Annotated in this window: 21 protein-coding genes; 11 read left to right on the forward strand and 10 right to left on the reverse strand. The window is 34.9% G+C overall.

What is annotated here, in order from left to right:
• Positions 1 to 73: 73 nt before the first annotated feature.
• The 9 genes from ABWU23_RS06135 (at position 74) to ABWU23_RS06175 (ending at position 10,986) form a co-directional block, all read left to right on the forward strand.
• A complete protein-coding gene (locus tag ABWU23_RS06135; protein ID WP_353270963.1) occupies positions 74 to 808 on the forward strand; it encodes a hypothetical protein in 735 nt (244 codons plus the stop codon).
• Between the two features lie 1,016 nt (positions 809 to 1,824).
• On the forward strand, positions 1,825 to 2,346 hold the full coding sequence (locus ABWU23_RS06140; protein WP_253307207.1) for a cytochrome b: 522 nt from the start codon (positions 1,825 to 1,827) through the stop codon (positions 2,344 to 2,346).
• Between the two features lie 5 nt (positions 2,347 to 2,351).
• Positions 2,352 to 3,347, forward strand: a complete 996-nt coding sequence (locus ABWU23_RS06145) for an NAD(P)H-dependent flavin oxidoreductase (RefSeq protein WP_253307206.1) — start codon at positions 2,352 to 2,354, stop codon at positions 3,345 to 3,347.
• A 107-nt stretch (positions 3,348 to 3,454) separates the two neighbouring features.
• Positions 3,455 to 4,636 (forward strand): hypothetical protein, encoded by a 1,182-nt coding sequence (locus tag ABWU23_RS06150; RefSeq protein WP_253307205.1) that lies wholly within the window; start codon positions 3,455 to 3,457, stop codon positions 4,634 to 4,636.
• Between the two features lie 101 nt (positions 4,637 to 4,737).
• Positions 4,738 to 5,109, forward strand: a complete 372-nt coding sequence (locus ABWU23_RS06155; RefSeq protein WP_187297371.1) for a hypothetical protein — start codon at positions 4,738 to 4,740, stop codon at positions 5,107 to 5,109.
• Positions 5,110 to 5,153: 44 nt separating this feature from the next.
• Entirely contained in the window at positions 5,154 to 7,508 is a 2,355-nt protein-coding gene (locus ABWU23_RS06160; RefSeq protein ID WP_353270964.1) for a type VI secretion protein, read from the forward strand.
• A complete protein-coding gene (locus tag ABWU23_RS06165) occupies positions 7,468 to 10,371 on the forward strand; it encodes a hypothetical protein (protein ID WP_353270965.1) in 2,904 nt (967 codons plus the stop codon). The genes ABWU23_RS06160 and ABWU23_RS06165 overlap by 41 nt, the downstream gene beginning before the upstream one ends.
• 111 nt (positions 10,372 to 10,482) lie before the next feature.
• Entirely contained in the window at positions 10,483 to 10,647 is a 165-nt protein-coding gene (locus ABWU23_RS06170; protein WP_265016560.1) for a hypothetical protein, read from the forward strand.
• A gap of 126 nt (positions 10,648 to 10,773) precedes the next feature.
• On the forward strand, positions 10,774 to 10,986 hold the full coding sequence (locus ABWU23_RS06175; RefSeq protein ID WP_253307210.1) for a hypothetical protein: 213 nt from the start codon (positions 10,774 to 10,776) through the stop codon (positions 10,984 to 10,986).
• On the opposite strand, the gene ABWU23_RS06180 is transcribed toward ABWU23_RS06175, so the two are convergent.
• Complete coding sequence (locus tag ABWU23_RS06180; protein ID WP_264687854.1) at positions 10,983 to 11,474, reverse strand: SH3 domain-containing protein; 492 nt, start codon at positions 11,472 to 11,474, stop codon at positions 10,983 to 10,985. The two genes, ABWU23_RS06175 and ABWU23_RS06180, sit on opposite strands and share 4 nt — an antisense overlap.
• A gap of 70 nt (positions 11,475 to 11,544) precedes the next feature.
• Here ABWU23_RS06180 and ABWU23_RS06185 point away from each other — a divergent pair, with 70 nt between their 5' ends.
• On the forward strand, positions 11,545 to 12,855 hold the full coding sequence (locus ABWU23_RS06185) for a pyruvate dehydrogenase complex dihydrolipoamide acetyltransferase (RefSeq protein ID WP_265045554.1): 1,311 nt from the start codon (positions 11,545 to 11,547) through the stop codon (positions 12,853 to 12,855).
• A 79-nt stretch (positions 12,856 to 12,934) separates the two neighbouring features.
• Positions 12,935 to 13,651: a hypothetical protein gene (locus ABWU23_RS06190; RefSeq protein WP_253307212.1), complete on the forward strand. Its 717-nt coding sequence runs from the start codon at positions 12,935 to 12,937 to the stop codon at positions 13,649 to 13,651.
• Positions 13,652 to 13,696: 45 nt separating this feature from the next.
• Here ABWU23_RS06190 and ABWU23_RS06195 read toward each other — a convergent pair whose 3' ends face one another.
• The 9 genes from ABWU23_RS06195 to ABWU23_RS06235 all read right to left on the reverse strand — a co-directional run bounded on the left by ABWU23_RS06195 (position 13,697) and on the right by ABWU23_RS06235 (position 20,322).
• Positions 13,697 to 14,917: a P-loop NTPase fold protein gene (locus ABWU23_RS06195; RefSeq protein WP_353270966.1), complete on the reverse strand. Its 1,221-nt coding sequence runs from the start codon at positions 14,915 to 14,917 to the stop codon at positions 13,697 to 13,699.
• A 3-nt stretch (positions 14,918 to 14,920) separates the two neighbouring features.
• Positions 14,921 to 15,520: a recombination mediator RecR gene (recR, locus tag ABWU23_RS06200; protein ID WP_253310001.1), complete on the reverse strand. Its 600-nt coding sequence runs from the start codon at positions 15,518 to 15,520 to the stop codon at positions 14,921 to 14,923.
• Positions 15,521 to 15,768: 248 nt separating this feature from the next.
• Positions 15,769 to 16,185: a hypothetical protein gene (locus tag ABWU23_RS06205; RefSeq protein WP_253307214.1), complete on the reverse strand. Its 417-nt coding sequence runs from the start codon at positions 16,183 to 16,185 to the stop codon at positions 15,769 to 15,771.
• Positions 16,178 to 16,465: a zinc ribbon domain-containing protein gene (locus ABWU23_RS06210; RefSeq protein WP_253307215.1), complete on the reverse strand. Its 288-nt coding sequence runs from the start codon at positions 16,463 to 16,465 to the stop codon at positions 16,178 to 16,180. The genes ABWU23_RS06205 and ABWU23_RS06210 overlap by 8 nt, the downstream gene beginning before the upstream one ends.
• A gap of 89 nt (positions 16,466 to 16,554) precedes the next feature.
• A complete protein-coding gene (locus tag ABWU23_RS06215; protein WP_353270967.1) occupies positions 16,555 to 17,043 on the reverse strand; it encodes a recombinase family protein in 489 nt (162 codons plus the stop codon).
• A 31-nt stretch (positions 17,044 to 17,074) separates the two neighbouring features.
• The gene (locus tag ABWU23_RS06220; protein WP_264687852.1) at positions 17,075 to 17,392 is read right to left on the reverse strand and encodes a recombinase family protein; all 318 of its coding nucleotides are present in this window, start codon (positions 17,390 to 17,392) and stop codon (positions 17,075 to 17,077) included.
• The gene (locus tag ABWU23_RS06225; RefSeq protein ID WP_264687851.1) at positions 17,386 to 17,562 is read right to left on the reverse strand and encodes a hypothetical protein; all 177 of its coding nucleotides are present in this window, start codon (positions 17,560 to 17,562) and stop codon (positions 17,386 to 17,388) included. Before ABWU23_RS06225 ends, ABWU23_RS06220 begins: the two co-directional genes overlap by 7 nt.
• Before the next feature lie 705 nt (positions 17,563 to 18,267).
• Complete coding sequence (locus tag ABWU23_RS06230) at positions 18,268 to 19,065, reverse strand: phosphoribosylformylglycinamidine synthase subunit PurQ (protein WP_264687850.1); 798 nt, start codon at positions 19,063 to 19,065, stop codon at positions 18,268 to 18,270.
• A 6-nt stretch (positions 19,066 to 19,071) separates the two neighbouring features.
• Positions 19,072 to 20,322, reverse strand: coding sequence for a PstA family ABC transporter permease (locus ABWU23_RS06235; RefSeq protein WP_353270968.1), 1,251 nt, complete (start codon positions 20,320 to 20,322; stop codon positions 19,072 to 19,074).

Genomic DNA, 20,322 nt, shown 5'->3' on the forward strand with positions numbered 1-20,322 from the left:
GTAAAATCTAGCATTAACGAAAATTATACTATTTTCATGCATGCTATGGTTTTTGTAATTAATGGAGGGTGATATGTCGGCTAGTTTAAAATTTGAAAGCGCTGTAGGAACAGCAGCAACAGATTTAAGTCATGTTAAAATTATAACTTTAGCAGATAAGAAGGGTAATAAATATACTTTAGACGTAACAGGAGATGATCTTAAATTGGAATATACACCAGATAAAAAACCTGCAGTAGAGTACAAGGTAGATGGTTTAGCAACAGCTCTTGGAAGTTTACTTAGTACAAAAGATAATAATAAATCAGTTCTAGTGGGTACATTAGGAGAATTTCTTGGTAGCTCAGACAAAGCAAAGTATGATGGTACAAATGACCAAACAGCAAAGGCGTTCTTAGGAGGTAAAGGGCTACAAGGAGCAGATGGAGCTCAAGGCCCAAAAGGAGAGAAAGGAGAGAAAGGCCTACAAGGAGAGAAAGGGGATCCAGGAAAAGATGGAGCTCAAGGCCCAAAAGGAGAGAAAGGAGAGAAAGGCCTACAAGGAGAGAAAGGGGATCCAGGAAAAGATGGAGCTCAAGGCCCAAAAGGAGAGAAAGGAGAGAAAGGCCTACAAGGAGAGAAAGGGGATCCAGGAAAAGATGGTAAAGATGGAACAAGTCCATCAGCTGCTGATCAAGCCTTACAAAAGCATATAGCAGCGATAAATATAAAAAGCCCAGAATTTAAAGAAGCTGTGCAAGAGGAAATGTCACAACCGTCCTTTGACATTCCACCAAGTGATGATGCTGCACTTAATTGGACTTGGTAATACAGCAAGTAGTCACGCTACTTGGATAATACCTAACACCCCACAATGTCATTCCAGCGCGTGACGCTGGAATCTAGGAAAGTTTGCTTGTAAGCAAGCAAACTTATTTGGTGAGTATAAAAGCATAGCTAACGCGAGCTCTACGCCATACCGCCACGGTATCTCTAGATCCCGCTAACAAGCAGCGGGATGACGATTGTCAGGGTGTTCATCCCAGCGCCTCTCTATAATGTCATCCCAGTGCCCATACACTGGGATCCAGATTGGACACTAAGTTGGTGAGTATAAAAGCATAGCTAATGCGAGCTCTACGTCATACCGCCGCGGTATCTCTAGATCCCGCTAACAAGCAGCGGGATGACGATTGTCAGGGTGTCATCCCAGCGCCTCTATGATGTCATCCCAGTGCCCAGACACTGGGATCCAGATTGGACACTAAGTTGGTGAGTATAAAAGCATAGCTAACGCGAGCTCTACGTCATACCGCCGCGGTATCTCTAGATCCCGCTAACAAGCAGCGGGATGACACCTCTCTTGGGCTCTTTTAGCTACAAACATTAAGAAATTTACCAAACGAAAAAAAAGGCAAAAGAAGCCCCGTGGTGCGAGTTTTGACTCTATATTACTGTAAGTGGCGCTGTAATAATGTGCTAACGCTTAAAATAAGCGCGATTTGGCTGAATGTAGAAAAAATTTAAAAGACATGCAGCCGCTATAATTTTATGTAATCCGCCAAAAAATACCCTAAGTTTTTTACTGAATTTTGTCATTGAGCCTGCAGGTCAAAAACAAGTTTTGAGTCAGAAATACCCTTAATACTACAATAAGGGGGTTGGCGGAGTTTGTCAAGGAAGTTTTGCATTTAATCCGTTTATGGCTTAGGTGCCGGCCAGCTACTTGACTCCCGGCTGGGTCGAATTTATATAGCTACATTGTCGGTAAATCTAAATTGCTTTAATAATTTTGATTGAAAAATAGTTTTTCTATTATATAAATGCTACTTTAGGGTAATCAAAATGGAAGACGATAAATATAGCCTAGGTTTAAGAGTTATCCATTGGTTGATGGCTGTTTTTATTATTGGTATGCTTTGCTCTGGACTTTATATGAAAAGCTTACCACTTAGCAATGAGATTAAGTTCAACATATACGCTATTCATAAGGCTTGCGGTATCACTATTCTTGGACTAATCATAGTACGCATATTTTTTCGCGTCTTTACTTATGTTCCACGACTTCCAGCAAATTTTTCTCGATTTGTAATCAATGCAAGTAAAACAGTACACTTTGGTTTATATTCTTTAATGGTGCTAATGCCACTATCTGGCTATGTTATGTCTTCTGCTTCTGGCAAAAAGATCAAGTATTTTTTTCATATCCCTTTGTTGATTAATCAAAACAAAGATCTAGCTAACACGGCTAATCAGCTACATTCGATGCTTGCATGTTTTATGGTACTCTTTATAATCTTGCATATACTTGGCGCTTTGAAACACACATTTATAGATAAGCAAAACATTTTTAAACGTATGATATAGGTTATATGTTAAGTAGCCTCTGGAAAAAAGGAACAGATTTTCTTGGTAGTGAGTTTGCGATAATGGGTGGTGCTATGAGCTGGGTTTCAGAGAGAAACTTGGTTTCGGCAATCTCAAACGCTGGTGGTTTTGGTGTAATTGCATGTGGTGCAATGTTTCCAGACCTATTGAAAAAAGAAATCATAGAGACACAGAAATTAACTAACAAATCATTTGGTGTAAACCTAATTACTATGCACCCAAAGTTGAGTGAGTTGATAGATGTGTGCATTGAAACGAAAGTGAGCCATATAGTGCTTGCTGGCGGATTACCAACGAAGCCTAATATAGAAAAAATCAAGAGTGCAGGCATTAAAGTTATGTGCTTTGCACCAGCATTAAGCCTTGCGAAAAGGTTAGTAAAAATGGGAGTAGATGCGTTAATAATAGAGGGAATGGAAGCAGGCGGGCACATAGGGCCAGTTAGCACTTCTGTTCTCGCACAAGAGATATTGCCTCATTTTAAAAATGAACAAATACCAGTGTTTGTTGCAGGTGGAATAGGAAGAGGTGAAATGATAGTTAATTACTTAGAAATGGGGGCAAGTGGCTGTCAAATAGGTACATTATTTGTCTGCACTAATGAGTCAATTGCCCACAAAAATTTTAAGAAAGTGTTTATTAAATCAGCCGCACGTAATGCAATACCTTCTGTACAGATAAGTGCTGATTTTCCTGTAATTCCAGTAAGAGCTATAGCCAACAAAGCAAGTGATGATTTTATGAAGCATCAAAAAAAAGTTATTGATGAATACCAAAAGGGACAGATCTCAAAAGAAGATGGGCAGCTTGAAATAGAAAAGTTCTGGGCTGGAGCTTTAAGAAGAGCAGTAATTGATGGAGATGTTGAAACGGGATCTTTAATGGCCGGTCAAAGTGTTGGCATGGTTGATAGGGAAAAGCCTGTAAAAGAAGTGATAGACATATTAATTCAACAGGCAAACAATTATATTGAAATGTAGAAGTAGAAGAGCAAATAATTATCCATAATACGGCATAATTGCCCAGTTTTAATGTAAAATTAACGCTAAAAAGGTATCTATACATTTTATTATGTATGGAGAAGTCTATGCCAAGTTCTAAAAAAGATATTAACCAACAATTGCGCGACACTATATACAAAAAGGTAACAAAAAAAACACATAGTAATCAAAGTCCAAAAAAAAATGGAGATGGAACTATCGCAAAATGCATAGAGTTGTTCAACAAAGGAGCTGACCCTAACGTATTAATTCAATTAGAAAAATCACTGAGAGAGCAAGAAAAATATCAAAAATACTATAATTATTACACCGAGAAATTTCTTCCAGCATTGGAAGTAGAAATAACAAACTCAAAAAAACTAACTACAGCAAAAAGAACGGAAATAGAAAAAATAATTATGGAACTAATAACTTTAGATGTTGTTAGCAAGAGCAGCAGTGTAAGCTCAATACCAAGTGCTGTTAAAGAAAATATTGAAGATCAAATGCAGCTAGGACATATTGAAGAGCAAAACAACACACAAGAAACACCCTTGAATATAGCTGAGAAAAAAAGTGGTGATAATAAAATACTTAGTAATTTAGGTATTACAGAAGAAATACTTGAAAAAGATAGCAAGGTTGTGGAAGAAATAAAGGAGCATAAGCAGACTTCTGAACTCAGTAATGATAATGATTCAGATAGTAGAATAGATTCACCTAGAAAGAGTGAAGAAAGTTTGGAATTACCAGTAAGGAGCAGTATAAGCTCTACTGAAGAAGATAGTAATCCACAAAAAGCAGAAACTGAAAATAAAGTGCTGCTAGAACAGACCACAGAAAAAAAGCCAGCTCAGGTGTCATACCAGTGCGTGACACTGGGATCCAAAAAAAAAGAAAATATGGACCCAAGTGGTCAGGCTACTCAGAGGACAGGTAGTCAGCCAGTGAAATCTGAAGAACAAAAGGACAAAAAAAATACCATTACAACCATGCAGAAACCTCCTGTGAATGAGAAAAAGGGTGAAGATACTCCACTTAAACAACCCAATAACAGAAATCTTCACGTTGCACTTGTAGCAGGTTGTGCTCTCTCTACAATAGGGTGCATTGTTGCAGGAGCAATGACATCAGGACTGGTAGGAGCAGGACTACTTGCTATGGCTGCAGTGTTTGCTATAGCAGCAGTAGCTGAATTGCATTCAAACTTCCTATCAAGTAAATTAACATCCATTAATGTGGAACCTCTTGTTGATGATAAAAAGCTTACAGCATGTTCACATCTGTAAAAATTAAATATGTGTTACTTGTAGTGGATAAGTGAATTCAGTTCTTGCCTATTGATATAAAAGTTGTTATATTTGAGGAATATTTAAAGGGTATTTAGTTGATGCGCATTCAATTGAATAAAGTTTTGGTTTTTATAGCCTTATTAAGTTTCATTTTTGCATCATATTCTAGCGAAGCTTCGGTGAGTGATGAATTAAAGGATGTACAAGAAACAGTAAAAGATTTTATTTCTTCATTTTCAATTAAAGATACTGTAGAAAATATGAGTCCTTCAACAATCATAGGGTTGTGTATAGCTGCGGTGATACTTGCAGTAGTGTTCAGAGGTCTAATCTTTTTTATGATAATGTTTGGTGTACTGATCATGATGTTTGGTAGTACAGAAAAGGCAACAGACTACTTAAAAGAAAAATTTAATTTTGCAAAAGATATAAAATTACAATCCGATAGCGAAAAAAAAGATAAAAATTAAGATAGTATTTTTATCTTTTTTAATTATCTTTATTGAATACGCATATGCAGCTAAAAGTACAAGCAATTAACTCTAAGTTTGAAAAAAAGAACAACTTAGCATTACTAGAGAGCATTGATTTAGATTTCATTCCTTATGCTTGTCATTACAATGAAGAAACTATACTAACAAAACAGGGAGAGTTGTTAAAAATAATCAAGTTAGAAGATTATTCTTCTGTTGATAATTACAGCGACCTTAGAACTGAAATTAGAAAAAGCATATCAAAAAATATTAATAGCCTATATTTTACCGTTTGGATTCATACTGTCCGAAAGCGCAATAAATTGAGCTTAAAATGGAATAAAACTGAAGACTTCTCTGATAAGCTACATTCAGCGTGGTTTGATAAACTCACTGATAGTAAATTACAGTATATAAATGAATTATATATTGTAATATTGTTTAGCGATTTTGGTAAGCATACTAATAATTCATTTTTTTTTAATAGAATAAAGAATAAGCATAAGCTGTCTTTACAAGAAAGCCACCAGGAGTTGCAAAAGATAACTGACTTAATTCACGATGATTTAGGACCTTTTGGAGCTAAAAAACTGGGTCTAAGATTTAGTGAAGGTAAAATATATTCTGAAATGATAGAATTTCTCCACTATATTGTTACATTAACGCACAAAGATTATCCAATACATGAAAGGGACCTGTCGCAATATATTAGAAATTTTAAAATAGCTTTTGGTTTCAATACGTTTCAGACAATCTTTGAAAATCAACAGAAATTTGGCTCTGTTTTCAGCATAAAGGAATACCGAGAAATCTCCTTAGGCAATATAGATAGGTGCTTGCAGCTTGAATCTGAATTTATCATTACAGAAATAATGATATTTACTAGTAATAGTAAGGCAATAAAAGAATTTAATAAACAAATTAACATGCTGCAAATTAGTGAGGATAATACCTTACTTAAAAGCTCAGGAATTGAAGAAATAATAGAGCTTGAAAAGACCTCTAGTCTAGACTTCTGCCAACAGAAAATTATTTTTACAATATTTGCAGACGATAGGAATAAGTTAGCCGAAAATATTAGTGATTTATCTTCTATAATGTCATTAATTGGCTTCATGATATTTAGAACTGATCTACATATGGAAAGTCATTTTTGGGCACAACTTCCGGGCAATTTTACCTTTATTACACAACCGAAAAATATATTAGCAAAATATGTTTGCAGTTTTGCTATGCTGCATGATTTTACGTCAGGTACATTAAAAGGAGGAAGGTGGAAAGAAGCGGTAACAGTTTTTTTCTCAAAAGAAGGAAATCCTTACTTCTTTAATTTCTATGGAAAAAGAAATAATGGCCATACTACGATACTTGGAGCTCCAAATTCAGGCAGAACTTCACTCATTAATTTCCTATTATCAGAATCAAGAAAGTTTAACCCAAGAATTGTCATATTGGATAACACTGGAAAGTCGATAATTTTTACTAAAGCAGTGAGTGGTAAATATTATATAATCGATCCGAAGTATAAGGACAAAAGCCTAAAATTTAATCCACTAAACATTGAAGATAGTGCTTCCAATCGCAATATGTTGGTTGAACTGATCAAAAGAATGGTAGCCGATACGAGCTTGGTGGACGTAGAAGAAAAGATAAGAAAAATTGTGGATTCTATATTTGCTATACCCAAGGAGTCACGTTCTATTGCGCAAATTTCTGAGGTGCTTTTGCTCCTCGGGGGTAAAATAAGTAGATGGTGTGACGGTGGTGAGTTTGCTTACTTATTTCAAGATGGTAATGAATCAGATATTGACTGGGAAACAAAAATTATATCTCTCAACACCGCAAACCTCACAAAACGAAAAGAATGTATGTCCGTGATACTTTACTATTTTTTATATTCTTTTGAGGCAAAATGTGATGGCTCGCCTGCAATACTTGTTTTGGATGAAGCATGGGAGATAAGTAATATCTTTCCTACAGAGAAAGAGTTTGATAACTGGATGCAAAGAATGACGGAACTAAATGTTGTAGTAATCCTAAGTACTGAAAACTTAAACCTCGCATTTGCTAGCAAATTTACTCAATATTTAGATAAACATGTTGATACAAGGATCTTGATGCCAAACGTCAATGCAAATAGGTTATACATGAAAGCATTTTCTTTATCGAAAGAGGAGCTGAATATAATTCTGCAGACGCCAACACAGGAAGGTTTATTTTTGATAAAGCAGTATAAAGGGTTAGTAACTTTAAATTTAGATTTAAAGAATATGCAAGAAATACATGTACTTTCAGCTAACAAAGAGACGATAAAGTATATGTACGAGGCAATAAAGGAAAAAGGAGAAGAAGTTAATGAGTGGTTACCCGTGTTTTATGAGAAGTGTAAAGCTTAATTTCTTATTGATGTTCTTTTTGATACTTGGTCTTTCGTATCAAGGATATGCTGATTGTCCGAATTTTGTAACGAGTAATACTTGGTTCGAAGCAATAGTTAGCGGAGATTGGGTAAAAGAAATTAAAGTACAAGCAATAAAAGATCAAGGAGTTGATGGCTATTTTAATCCTAAAATTAGAGTATGTGCTTATGATGGAAAAAGTTATTGTTATGACTTACAAAGCGGGGAATCCTGCCGCCAAATATATGGAACACAAAGTACAGGTGGGGGTGTTTCTGCTGCAGCTTTTATTGACTGGGGAGGGGATAAAATGCTGAATGGTGGAAAAATTCATGGACAGGTGACACGGGGTCTTGAGTGGGAATGGGCAGATGGTGTTACTGATGAGGAAAAAAGAAGATTCGCTAACTCTCCTAAAATATGCGCTTGCAGTCAAAAGGGTGCTTGTATATCAGGTATTTCTGCATGGGATTCTAGAGTTTTTTCAGGGGAAAATATCTTTCGCCCTGGAGAAATGGAAAATGTTTGTGATACTTGCTATCAGGAAAAAGTAAAATGTGCCCCTGTGCCACTTGCACCTGGCCCCCCTCCGTTCTGTGAGCAACTTGCGATGTCACCTCCACAAGTTAGAATTGTTCCTATAACAGATGAAGACAATGATTACTTTAACCCTAAAGTTAAGGTAATCATTGGTGATCTGAAAGGAGGAGATGGAGAAATTGGAGAAAAATTAGATTTCCCTAAAGGGTATGGAGAAGATAAAGCTGAGTGGCGCTCTATTTTAGACAAAGATGGCATCACGTACTACTTCAAAACTTATAGAGAAAAAGATAAGCTCTGCGCTGAATACCTTGGAACTCAAAGTATAGATGAAAAAAATCCACAGTTCGTCCGCTGTTTCCCGGCACCACCTACTCCAGAGCCTGAAGTAGTAGAGATAGTAAAAAGTAACACGCCTGGAAAACAGAGTAACACGTTAAAGATAAGAATGAAGATGAGTGAGAACACTTGTACTTATGAAGCACGTGGAACCTACAGCAATGGTTTATGTACTTTTAATGTTAATGCTGGTTCTTCTACAAACATTGGCCCTCTATCTTTAAAGGTAGTAAAACCGAGAATAGTTAAAAAAACAACTGATAGTAATAACGAAAAAAGTTATATTGATAATATTATAGAAGGTATATTAGAAAGTAATCCGCAACAATTTAAAGTTCTGAAAGAATATGACTATGTTCCTGATATTGAAACAGAATGTAAAGAGTTTCAAGGAAATAAATGCAAATTGAACAGCTTAGGACAACCAGAAGTAGAAATAAAATATAAAGAAAATTCTAACAGTAGAATGCTTTGTCTTTCTGGATGGCAGCCAGAACCAGAAGAGTTTGTTCTTGAAAGAGAAAATAAAATAATACCACTAAAATTAATGGGAACAAAATATATTAAATACAATGCTGTTTATTCAAAGGAATCAAATCGGTTCTATTATCTTCCAAGCAAGGAAAGGGAAACAGTCGACCTCTTAAAAATAAAAAGACTTCAAGATCAGTTGGATAAAATAATATTTAATAAGCAAGGGTATGTTTTCTTCCCTGACGACAATAAACAGGAAAAGGGGAAATGCAGTTACTGTGTAAAAAGAAATGATGAGATAGACAAGGCATTTAAATCTGGTAAAGGACTGAAAGTAGTATACAAATTGACGGATGTAGAGCATAGAGAAAAATGTAATCAAGGTGATGATGGTTGCATCTGCTCTGATGGAAAATGCAGCCGTTCAAAACAATATTTGAATAAAAATGAAAATGATAAGCCATTCTACTTAAGGTATGAGGAAGTGGATTGTAAAGATAAGTATGGTAAAGTATTAAGAGATGAAAAAAATGAAGTACAAAAGTGTACACAATTAAAAGATCAACTGATTAAAGCAGATAGAACAGAGGTCTTTTACGCTGATAAATTGTGTAGGTTCGATTTAGAAGGTCTCAAAAAGAAATTAAAAGAAAAATTAAAAGAGATAATCAAGGAACAGCTGAAAAATAAGAAACCAGATCTTGAAAAAAATAATGAAAAATCCTATGATCATGAAAATAAAGATGTTTATACAGATGACTTATCAATAAAATTTGATCGTGTTGAAATAGAAGCGTGGGGAAGTGGTGAAGCAGGTCATATAAAAGATACACCTATTAACTGCGAATCTTCTGTATGTTCCACTGAAAGTAGAGCAGGAATGCCAGGCGATTATATTAAAGCTAAACTGAAAATTGACCCTAATTATCCTGTAATTAAGGTGAAAGTTACAGAGGGAGGGGGTAACCAGGAAAATAACTCCTCAGATAAGGACGGAGGACCTATTTTTATAAAAATGTGTCGTTCAGACAAACAAGATTGCAAGCCATTAATCACTGTTGCAGGTGGAGGTATGTATAGAACATATGGTCCTGAACGTACAAGTTATCGGGACACAATAATTCATGAACCGAGTTTAGAGTTAGAAAAAACAGTCATACCAGCAAGTGCATTGAAGTCTACTGAAGATAATAAAATAACATATATAGAAGATGGTCAAGTCAAGTATGAAATAATAGAGTGTGGAAGTGGTTTGAGAAGCAGTAAACCTGGTGCAGGTGGTTGCATTTATAAAAGCAAAGAAATTTATGGTAAAGGCTCTCCAGGGTATGTGAAGATTAGACCTATTATAAAGGAATTTGACAAAGAAGAAATAAATGATGCTATTGAAAAAGTGACAAGAGATCTATATGATCTTGAAGCTATGATTGATTTTTCGACGAAGGACCTTAATGTGAATATAAGAGAGAAAGTTGAAGAGGAAATCAAAAAAGAATTGTTAAGGTAAAAAGATATAACTCTGAAAATTATGCTCTCGTTTTAATAATTAATTAAAGTAAAGCATGTAGTAAATGGTGTATCTTAACAAAAAGGTATAACGAATGTAGGAGGGTGCTTTATGTCTCTAAAGAATAAAATTTCTGAGCTAATAGAACAACAATTTAGCATTAAATACCATGACAATTATTTGGCTACCACTATACATAAGTGGGCTGCAAATGAAATATCTAATTCTATTGCTTTTTGCATAATTGGTTGTGGAAATTGCAAGATTGGATATTAAGATGTTGCAAATTCATTCAACATAACAAAAGAAAAAATTGATCAAGGTAATATTGCAAGCATAGAAAGCAAAATAAAAAGTGAAGCTGAAAAATCAGGTAGTGAGTTTCTTAAGTTGATTTCTAGAATGGATCAATCGCTAAGAGAACAAAGTGAAAAGTCTATTGTACAAATTTTAAACTCATCTGCTGAGGAGATGTTACAGAGTTTTTGTGACAGCACTATATGGCAAAATAATTCTCCAGAACCTCAAGAAGTTAGTGCAACTCCTGCTTCATCTGAAGAGTCTGCTACAGAAGGTCCGGAAACTAGTGTTAATCCAGATCCTTTATCAACCTAATCAACCCCATATATATGTTTTTTTTGTACCCATGCTTTACGTTTTGGGGTGGAAAGAAAGCACCATTCTTCGTTGCATTTTTCTATTTTCATTACAACGAACTTGTCTATTTTCATAGTAATCTTGCTGTCTACACTCTGTTTTTGATATCCATAAGTATCTTCTTTTATCATTGCGTGGTGCTTATCACTAAGCAGATTGCCTTTTATCCATCCGCAGTCTTCATCTATATCGCAGACCTTTTTCCAACTCTCAAACTCTTCTATCACTTTCAGGGGCAGATTTTTGCAAGTGTATATCCATTTTACAGGATAGTGAAACCCTGGCCCTGTTCTCATGTTGATTTTGTTTGACTTTGTTGAAACAAAGTTATTAGCAAACAAGCTATGACTAAATAATAAAAACAATAGGATAATAGTACTGAACCAAGATCCCAGTGTCACGCACTGGGATGACGTGAGGGATAGTGTAACAGACTTATTCATCATAATTCACGATTAGATTGACATAAGATAAAGAGTAAATTAAAAATTGAATAGATCTTTAAATGCAAAATCAATGCCTATAGAAATATTAATGCCTGCTCTTTCACCGACAATGAGCAAAACTGGAGGAAAAATTGTCAAGTGGCATAAAAAAGAACAAGACAAAGTTGAAGTAGGCGACGTAATTGCTGAGATAGAGACTGATAAAGCCATAATGGAGTTTGAATCTATAGATGAAGGAGTTTTAGCAAAAATTTTAGTAACAGAAGGAACAAGTGGCGTGCCTGTAAATCAACCAATAGCTTTAATGCTGGAAGAAGGAGAAGATGAAAGTGCACTTAACAACTATACTTCAACTTCCATCAATAGTGCAGTTAAAAAGGAAGTGACAAAAAGTGCTGTTGATAATCAAAAATCAGAACACCAAGATTTAAACGGAAAGCCAACAAGTCATTCTTCGGTGTCATTCCAGCGCGTGACGCTGGAATCCAGAAGAAAAGAACCAGTGTCAGCTACTCAGATGACAGAGGGTTATGTAGAAGGTAGAATAAAAATAAGCCCATTAGCTAAGAAAATAGCTCAAAATGAAGGGGTTAATGTGCAGCAATTAAAAAGTACAGGACCATATGGTCGCATAATTAAGGCTGATGTGTTGGAGTCTTTAGGTAGTGGTACACGCATTGAAAGTCGTGAAAGGCCCGAGGAAGATACCATGGTTGAAGTAAGCAATATGCGCCAAGTGATAGCACAGCGCTTAACTGAATCCAAACAGAATGTTCCACATTTTTATTTAACTGTAGACTGCCAGGTTGATAAGTTAATATCGTTAAAAAACGAGATTAGCTCAGCAGATGAAAATAACAAAGTAACAATTAATGACCTAATCATAAAAGCTGCAGCTTTCAGCATGAAAAAATTTCCTGATATAAATTCTTCGTGGATAGATAATAAAATACTTAAATACTCGAATGTAGACATTTCAATCGCTGTGGCACTTGAAGATGGGCTAATTACTCCTATAGTAAAAAATGCTGATAAAAAGGGTATTTTATCTATATCAAAAGAAGTGAAAGATTTAGTAAGCAGAGCAAGATCTGGAAAATTAAGGCCAGAAGAATTTCAAGGAGGTGGGTTTACTATTTCCAATTTAGGAATGTTTGGTATAAAAGCCTTCAGTGCTATAATCAATCCGCCGCAATCTTGCATTATGGCAGTTGGTGCATCCAAAAAACAACCAATTGTTATGAATGAGAAAATAGAGATAGCAGAAATAATGACAGTAACACTTTCTGTTGACCATAGAGCAGTTGATGGAGCATTAGGAGCAAAATTTTTAAATGCCTTTAAGCATTATATAGAGAGTCCTCTGGCGATGCTTATTTGAAACCTATTAGCATCGTTATTACAAAATTAATACCTCTAAGTTTATAATTCTACTAGTTAATAGGCTTAGAGGTAAAAAAATGAATACTACAGTAGAAAAAAATAATCCAAAAATTTTTCCTAAAAATGAAGGAAAGATTAACTCAAAAGGTATGGTTGCCCCACCGGTACCACCAAGAGCACCAGAGACCAAGTTATCGTCGCAGAATGAGTTAGAAAAAATAGTAAAGCTTAAGAAAGTTGCTCCACCTGTTCCTCCGAAATCTTCCCAAGCTAAATTTGCTGGAATAAAAGCGATTTTTGAGCGAAATGCATCTCATTCCCAAGCAAATGATAGTAATAAAACAGTAAGTAGCAATCTTGGAAGAACATTTGGCCCAACAATGCAAAAACTCATGAAAGACAATATTCATAGCACTTCTAACAAACAACGCCGTGATTCAGGGGATAGTGGTATCAGTGATGTTAGTAGCAGTACTCTTGATAAAAAAGCTAAAGCTTACAATCCACTTGATTGGAATCCAATCTATCAAGGTAAAAAGCGCTTTAGCTTAGACAATATGTCGAGTAATTCGTCTTCATGTAGTGAAAAAAGCAATATTTCAGATATAAGCGATAAGTCTAATAATTCAAACATTGTCAGATGTAATATTACTAGGAGTAACAGTAAGGAAGACCTTCGTAAACCTGATGCTTCACATAATGACAAATCTGCAGGTAAAAAATTATCTAATGTCAACGTAAGCGAATTAATCAGAAAGTTTGAACAAGGTAATAACATAGTAAAGGGGCGTTAATCAAATATTACCCTATCTTTGTATATGCAAAGGTAGGGTATCTTTTCAAAATATTATATCCTTTATAGCTTTGTTAATTTTTGATTCCTTCTCTGCAAAAGCAGCTTCTAGAGAGGTTTTAAGTTTTTCCCATTCCTCTTGACCATTTAGAATTAAAGATTTATATTCATTTTCAATTTTTTCCAATGCTCTTTGACATGAGGAATCTAACTCCTCATACAAATCAGTATTTACTGATTGCAGTATTACCAAAAACGAAAACAAATTTGGAGCAGGTAATTCTTCTCTTGTGTAATTCAGAAGACACAGCTTTATTTTTTTTACGCAGTATTCTATTGTTTTTAACGATAGTAAAAGGCTTTCTGCATAAAATATAAAACTATCTACAATCAAATTTTTTGACTTTTTCGGTAATTTAATATTTTCAAATAGTTCTTTTGTAAATTTTTCTATCGGTTGCTTCGGTAAATGTAAAGAGAGATCAGTAAAAGATTTTAGGTCAAAATTTGGTCCAAGTATCGTGCTAATGGCTTTATGCACATTGCTCTTATCTTTACTTACAGAAATAATGAAAACCAGCCCCTCCACATCAAGCATATACTTTATAGATTCCAAAAAATCGACAACGAATTTAGGGCGGCACACATCAAGATTATCCACCATTATATAAATGTTTTTGTCTTTTCTAATTCTATTAACTACTTTTGCCAATTGTGTTTTAAAATCCTTAATGTTTTCTTCTCTTCTTTGAAGAGTATTCAACTCTCTCAGTACAGAACCAATATCTTTCCTATCAGCCTCTTTTGTAGCGTCAAGCAATACGGAAAGCATAGCAAGTGGAGATTTACTGATCAGCTTTCCTAGTGTGTTTAGAGAAAATAGTTCTTGGTTTATGTTCTTGAACTGTTGTATAACGCTTCTTTTTACTTCATACGATGCAAATAAATCTTCAAATAGAAAATTTAAAAAAGAAGGAAGTGGTTGATCCAGTGCATTGATATCCCATGCGTTATAGTAAGCTGCAATTTCATTTTGCTGTTTTAACTCTTTTACCCACTCTTTCAGAAAAAACGTCTTACCCCATCCGTCATATCCTTCTAAAGATATTATTATAAAAAACTGATCAATCGTTTTAATTATAGTGTTGAATTTGCCTGAAAATTGCTTATAGTTTAGACGGTCATTTTCCCAAGCCGCCACTTGAAGTGGTGGCGCTGTTTCTTTCTTCTTGAACGTTATTAACGATGCAAGTTTTTTTAAGCACATACCTTATTTTATATTTAACTCATATTCTTGTCTTGAAGTGAGGGCTGCTTTTAACGTTCCTTCATCTAGATAGTCAATTTCTCCGCCCATTGGTATGCCGCAAGCAAGACGTGATATTTTCACATCCAAATTTTTTAGCAATTCAATTATATATTGTGCAGTAACTTGACCCTCTAATGTCGGATTAATTGCAATAATTATCTCTTCAACTTTAGATTTTGTCACTCTTTCCAGAATAGTATCAAGGTTAAGTTCTTTTGGACCTATGCCGTTTATTGCAGACAATCTGCCCCCCAAAACATGGTATAAACCTGAATATATATTTCCTTTTTCAAACGCCCATAGATCACCCAATTCTTCTACTACACACAGTAACTTAGTGTCACGTTTTGGGTTAGTACAAATAGAACAAGGTGATTTAGTATCTAGATTTCCGCAAATCTCACATTCTACTATAAGATCTGCTAGCTCTTTAATCAAAGATACAAGTGGTAGCATAACTTTCTCTTTGTTTTGGAGTAAATGTATAACCAACCTGCGTGATGATGATGGTCCTAAACTTGGCAATTTAGAAAAAGCATGAACTAGATTCTTTATGTTAATGTTCATTCAATAAATTCAGAATAGTTCATCAAATGGTAACATCAAACCCTTTGTAAAGAAAGTGGTAAGTTTCTCTTGATCCCACTTTGATTAGCTATAGAAAAAATTTTTTACTCTAATGCAAAAAATTACTTCCGCACACTTAAAGCCTGATTATAATAGACTTCTTGCATAACCCAAACTAAGTAGAAAAAAGGTATAGCTGACCCAAGCGAGACGTCATACCGCCGCAGTATCTCTAGATCCCGCTAACAAGTAGCGGGATGACTACCCCTACAACAACATTGCAAGTATTGATTTTTCTCCCCATGAGAAGAGTCTGGAAGCTCTTTCACTCTAAACACGATGTTCACATCCTCAAAATTAATCTCAATTCGCTTAACTAACGTTCTAATAATATCACGTTTAGTTAGCCAGTCTGCATTATCAAGACTTGAGTTAATACTAGAGGAAAATCCCTCTAAATTTGTTACTACTAGAGTGAACTCTTGTGTGAGTTTTTTCTGATCAAATGTTTTTTTCTTTTGTTCTTCAACCATTTTTAAGTTTTGTTTCATTGCTTTAATTCTTGGCTCAAATTCTTCTTGATCAATATATTCTTGAGCATCACTATCAATTAACCTTGCAATACCACGTTTTAATTTATCTTCTTGTGCTTCAAGCAAAGCGCTTTTTTGATCTAGTGGTAAGTTCTGAAAGTCTTCGTTTATACTCCTCTAATATTCTATTCGGATTTTTTAATAGATGCTTTACTTCTTCCCACACAGCTATGTCTAATGTATCTGTACGAATTAATTTGTTGTTACACATTTTATTACCACCAAAACGGCGTGCCAATACAACGATAATACACCTGATTATTAGTTTTTTTCCCTCCTTATTCCTTGCAGTGCTAGTACCATAATATGCATAATTACAAAGCTTACATACTACTAAACCTTGCAATAAATATCTTGCTCCTCTTTGTCTTGTTCTTGCTATTTTTCTATTCTCTGCTAATTGTTCTTGAACTATATCAAATAAATCTTCGTTTACTATACTAGGTACTTTAATATAAATCCAATCCTCTTTTGGAACAGGATAAGTAGAATAATTATCTTTTGGTTGCTCGCAGGAGTTTTTTTTGGTCTTATATGTTTTAATTTTACGCCTAACCTTGTTTTACCAAAAGCTGCTTGTCCTCTATAAGCAGAGTTTTTTAACATACTCAAAACTACAGCCCTATCCCAATATTCTTTTCCTGTTCGCGTCATAACGGACATAGCACTTAGCCCACGACATACTTCTCCTATACTCGCTCTTTCTCTTCCTACCCAAAAAAATACTTTACGCACAACTTCAGCTTCTTCTTCATAAATTTCAAATAAGGCTTGTCCTGTCTCTGTATTTTTATTTATATAATGATAGCCATAAGGAGCAGCTCTCATTACACTTATATAATCCTTATTGGCTGCATAAATCTTTCCTCGGCAGCTTCCTTCCATGATTTTTGCACGTTCATATTCTGCTATCATACCTTGCATTTGTAATAGTAATTGAGATTCTGGATTATCGCTAATTAAAAAAAATGACTTCTACTCCTAGTTTCTTGAACTCTTCAAGTAATACCATCTGATATGCATACTTGCGAGATAAACGATCAGGAGAATGAATATAAACCTTATCAATGCTACCTTCTGCTATTTTATCACGTAATTTTTCTAAACCAGGACGGATTATATTAGAACCATTATCAATAAATTTATATTCATTTAATAATTTATGTCCGTCCATACTAATTTGATTCTCTATAGCAGCAATTTGACTTGCTATTGTACCTTCTTGTGCTTGTCTCCCTGAAGAAACTCTTGCATATAATCTAACTGTTACCATTTAACCCTCCTCAAATCTACTTTCTTACATTCAGAGTTTTCTTCCTTTTTGCTCACTTTTATTGGTTTACTTAACACTAATTTTTCATATGCATCTAATAGATACAACTCTGCTAATCTATTCACTTCATAACTACAACGAATACAAACTATTAATTTCTTGTTGCCCATTAGCTCTCCCATTTATTATTCATCGAGACATATGGTTATTTGATCACTAGCTCTATAAATAAATTCAACTCTCTGTTCTTTTTGTAGAAGCTTTCGGGAAATAGTTTTCTCAAGTTTCAGATTTCTTCCAATATTGTTGGCGGAGTCCCTACGTCATACCGCCGCGGTATCTCTTAGCCGCTAACAAGTAGCGGGATGACGATTCTTCAAATCGTCAAGGTGTCATCCCAGTGCCCTGACTACTTGGATCCAGAAAACTTAACTTTAAATAAGTGGCTGCATAATAAAGACTAGATTCCAGCGTCACGCGCTGGAATGACACCATTTTCGGTCTCTTAAGTTGCTTTAGCTACAAACATTAAGAAATTTACCAAATAAAAAAAAAGGCAAAGAACTCCCGTGGTGCGAGTTTTGACTCTATATTACTGTAAGTGGCGCTGTAATAATGTGCTAACGCTTAAAATAAGCGCGATTTGGCTGAATGTAGAAAAAATAAAAAAGACATGCAGCCGCTATAATTTTATGTAATCCGCCAATAAATACCCTGAGTTTTTTACTGAATTTTGTCATTGAGCCTGCAGGTCAAAAACAAGTTTTGAGTCATAAATACCCTTATTATCATAATAAGGGGACTGGCGAAACTTGTAAAGTAATTTTTTGCAATATCAGGGGATAATTTCGACCATAAACCCCTACCAATAAATTTTAACAAAAATACTTTAGTGCATTTTCAAATATAAGCATTCCATCACCATATTTTGGCACAGCAATACCTAAACGCTTGCTCTTTTCTTTTTCAAGAGGCCAATTATCTTGCTGAGTAAAAAATATTCCCCTCTCTGGATGGGGCATTAAAGCTAGCACTCTTCCACTTTTATCTGATAAAGCTGCTAGGTCGTATGTAGATCCGTTCGGATTGTAAGGAAATTGTAGGTTAGCATAGTTGCCATTTTCATCAATGTAACGTAATGCGGTGGAATTGCTCTCAATCAATTGGTTCAAAATATCTTGATCCATAAAAAATTTGCCTTCCCCATGAGCAATAGGGAGATATAGTTCACTCAGGCCCCGTAGCCAAACAGAATTACTCTGCGGATTAACTCCCACTCTAATCCAACGGCATTGATAATTGCCTATATCATTATGGATTAAAGCTAGACTAGAGAACTCTGGAATTAATTTTACTAATATCTGACAACCATTACATATTCCTATAATCAGCTTGTCCTGAGATAAAAACTCTTGAAACTCATCCAACAAGTTGTTTTTAATACGTAAAGCAAACGCATTACCAGCACCAGTGTTATCACCATAGGAAAAACCTCCTGGAATTGCAAGTATATTGCTTAATTTCAGTTCACTTGGATTATCTATGATATCATTAATGTGAACGATTTTTACTTCAATATTACTAATACCAAGTTTTCTGCTGCATTCCATAAATGCAAATGCGGTTTCTTTTTCGCAATTTAAGCCATAACCAGATAGGACTGTGATTTTCATGAATTGCTAAAAATTAAAAAATTCGAATTTCTTTTTTACAAAATTTGCTACTAAATTTAACGCAAATAACACCAATAATAAAGCTATAATTGCAATAGCAGCAAGTTCAATAAATGCAATTTCAGGACTACTTGACCATATGTATATTTGCACAGGCAGAACAGTCGCCGGATCGAAAAAGGACGTAGGTGTATCAGCAATAAATGCCACCATACCTATCATAAGTAAAGGGGAAGATTCACCTAAAATCCTTGCAATTGCAAGCACAGTATCATGTATTATTCTTGGTAACGCAATCGGTAAAGAGTGATCTAATATCACCTTGATGTGAGGCGCACCGAGCGCAAACGCTGCATCTTTTATCGTAATAGGAACATTCGCAAAGGCATTTTTTGTTGCAATTATAATATTAGGTAACATCATAAATGAAAGAGTCATTCCACCAACAAGTGGTGAAGAGCGCGGTAGCCCAAATATGCCAAGATAGAGAGTTAAGCCCACTACACCAAATATTATTGAAGGCACTGCAGCAAGATTATTCATGCTAATTTCTACAATATTAGTCATTAGCCTATTTTTAGGCATAAATTCGTAAAGACAGATGCCCGACATAATTCCTATTGGTAATGCTAATGCTAGGCACACTATAATTGTCATTAATGAACCGATAAATGCCCCTAAAATCCCTGCATTCTCAGGTTCACAAGAGTCAGATTTAAGGAATAAAGACTTATTAAAAAATTTTTTCACTCTCCTCTTTTCTTTTAGCCAATCAAGTAATTTAGCATAACGATCATTCAAATGTTTATCTTTATTTATTGAATTAATTATACTTGACGCGGTAAACCAGATCTCATATTCACCACTATCTTTTACTTTCTTACGAAAAAATTTCTCTAGTTCTTTGTAAGAATTACGACTTAAAATTTCGTCACTGTCTTTAAAATCAGTTCCTTTAAACACCTTACGTAAAGAATCGTTGAGTAAGCCAATGGACTTATACCGCAAATCACTAGGATTATTTGTTAAAGTAAGATCAGCACTTATTTCAATTGGCAATAAAATTTTCGTTACTGTTAAGGCACTGTAAGAGTTAACTAATATACTCAACAATATACACACAGGACAGCCAAGTGAGATAACTAGTGCCGTGAAAGAGCAAAAGCGTAACGCTCTGTTCTTTTTATTTTTCCTTTTTATACGAGCATGTACACGCCTTGACTGAAGTAATTTAAGGAATTTTTTCTTTATACTCAT

This window comes from Wolbachia endosymbiont (group A) of Hedychridium roseum (assembly GCF_964028325.1).
Taxonomy (GTDB): domain Bacteria; phylum Pseudomonadota; class Alphaproteobacteria; order Rickettsiales; family Anaplasmataceae; genus Wolbachia.